1 protein-coding gene is annotated in these 2,496 nt (G+C 70.1%); it reads right to left on the bottom strand.

The window, feature by feature from the left end:
* Positions 1 to 117: 117 nt before the first annotated feature.
* The coding region (gene infB, locus ACPYOM_RS21645; protein ID WP_481347535.1) for a translation initiation factor IF-2 at positions 118 to 2,496 on the bottom strand (2,379 nt) is incomplete at its 5' end.

Here is a 2,496-nt window from a genome sequence, read left to right as displayed (position 1 = left end):
AAAAAAACCCACCCCCCCACATTACTACGCGTCTCGTGGGCTCGGAGATGTGTATAAGAGACAGCCCGGATGGGGGCCGGCGCCGGGTGCGACGACGGTGGTCGACGCGGTGGACGGTCAGACGCGCGGCTTCTCGCGCATCTCGTAGGTGGCGATGAGGTCGCCGAGCTGCAGGTCGTTGAACGACCCGAGGTTGATACCGCACTCGTAGCCCTCGCGGACCTCGGTGACGTCGTCCTTGAAGCGCCGCAGACCGGAGATCTCGACGTTCTCGGAGACGACGACGCCCTCGCGGGTGATGCGGGCCTTGGAGCCGCGCTTGATCTCGCCGCTGCGCACGATCGATCCGGCGATGTTGCCGAACTTGCTCGAGCGGAAGATCTCGCGGATCTCCGCCGTGCCGAGCTCGACCTCCTCGAACTCCGGCTTGAGCATGCCCTTGAGGGCCGCCTCGACCTCCTCGATGGCCTGGTAGATCACCGAGTAGTAGCGGATCTCGACACCCTCGCGCTCGGCGTAGTCGGCGTTCTGCCCCTCGGCGCGAACGTTGTAGCCGATGATGATCGCGTTCGAGGCCATCGCGAGGTTGATGTTGTTCATCGTGATGGCGCCGACACCGCGGTCGATGATGCGCAGGTCGACCTCGTCGCCGACGTCGATCTTGAGCAGGGCGTCCTCGAGCGCCTCGACCGAGCCCGACACGTCACCCTTGAGGATGAGGTTGAGGGTCTCGACCTTGCCTGCTGCGAGGGCCTCGTTGAGGTCCTCGAGCGAGATGCGCTTGCGGGCCTTGGCGAGCACGGCCTGGCGGTCGGCCGCCTCACGACGCTCCGCGATCTGGCGGGCCGTGCGGTCGTCCGGCGCCACGACGAACGTGTCACCGGCGCGCGGCACCGAGCTGAGACCGAGCACCTGGACCGGACGCGAGGGGCCGGCCTCGTCGACGTTGTTGCCGTGCTCGTCGAGCATGGCGCGGACGCGGCCGTAGGCCGAGCCGGTGACGATGGAGTCACCGACGTGCAGCGTCCCGGTCTGGACGAGCACCGTCGCGGTCGCACCACGGCCACGGTCGAGGTTGGCCTCGATCGCGACGCCGCGGGCCTCCTTGTCCGGGTTGGCCCGGAGGTCGAGGGCGGCATCGGCGGTGAGCAGGACCGCGTCGAGCAGTCCGTCGATGTTCTGACCCTGGCGGGCCGAGACGTCGACGAACATCGTGTCGCCGCCGTACTCCTCGGCGATGAGGTTGTACTCGGTCAGCTGCTGACGCACCTTGGCCGGGTTGGCACCCTCGACGTCGATCTTGTTGACGGCGACGACGATCGGCACGTCCGCGGCCTGCATGTGGTTGAGCGCCTCGATGGTCTGCGGCATGACACCGTCGTCGGCAGCGACGACGAGGATCGCGATGTCGGTGACCTTCGCCCCACGGGCACGCATGGCGGTGAACGCCTCGTGACCCGGGGTGTCGATGAAGGTGATCGCGCGGTCGACGCCCTCGTGCTCACGGTGCACCTGGTAGGCACCGATGTGCTGGGTGATGCCACCGGCCTCGCCGGCCACGACGTCCTCGTTGCGGATGGCGTCGAGCAGGCGGGTCTTGCCGTGGTCGACGTGACCGACGACGGTGACGACCGGCGGGCGGGCCTCGAGGTCCTCGTCGTCCTCGCCCTCGATGCCGGTCTCGAGGTCGATGTTGAAGGAGTCGAAGAGCTCCTTCTCCTCCTCCTCCGGCGAGACGACCTGGACGTCGTAGCCCAGCTCGGCGCCGAGGAGCTTGAAGGTGTCCTCGTCGAGCGACTGCGTCGCCGTGGCCATCTCACCAAGGTGGAACAGGACGGTGACGAGCGATGCCGGGTTGGCGTTGATCTTGTCGGCGAAGTCGGTCAGCGACGAGCCCCGTCGGACGCGGATGACGGTCGAGCCGTCACCGCGCGGGACGGTGACGCCACCGATCGACGGCGCCTGCATCTGCTCGAACTCCTGGCGCTTGGCGCGCTTGGACTTGCGACCGCGGACCGGACGTCCGCCACCACGGCCGAAGGCACCGGCCGTCGAGCCGCGGCCGGCGCCGCCACCACGCGGACCACCGCCGAAGCCACCACGACCGCCACCGGCGGGGCCACCGGGACCACCACCGAAGCCGCCGCGACCGGCACCGGCGCCGGCACCCCCGGGGCCACCGCGGCCGGGACCACCGGCCGGACGCTGACCGGGACGGCCGACCGTGCTCCGCTCGGGCATCATGCCGGGCGTCGGACGGGCACCGCCGGGACGGGGCGCGCCCGGACGAGGTGCGCCACCGGGACGCGGCGCGGCCGGGGCGCCCGGACGCGGGCCGCCGGGGCGCGACTGCGGCCGGGGCATGCCCTGGCTCGAGCTGAACGGGTTGTTGCCCGGACGCGGACCGCCCTCACCGCCCGGACGCGGGGCATGGGCCAGACCCTGTCTCTTATACACATCTCCGAGCCCACGAGACGCGTAGTAATCGGGGGGGGG

The organism is Monashia sp. HAY1-2A (genome assembly GCF_056755315.1).
This window is presented reverse-complemented; position numbering and strand designations above follow the sequence as displayed.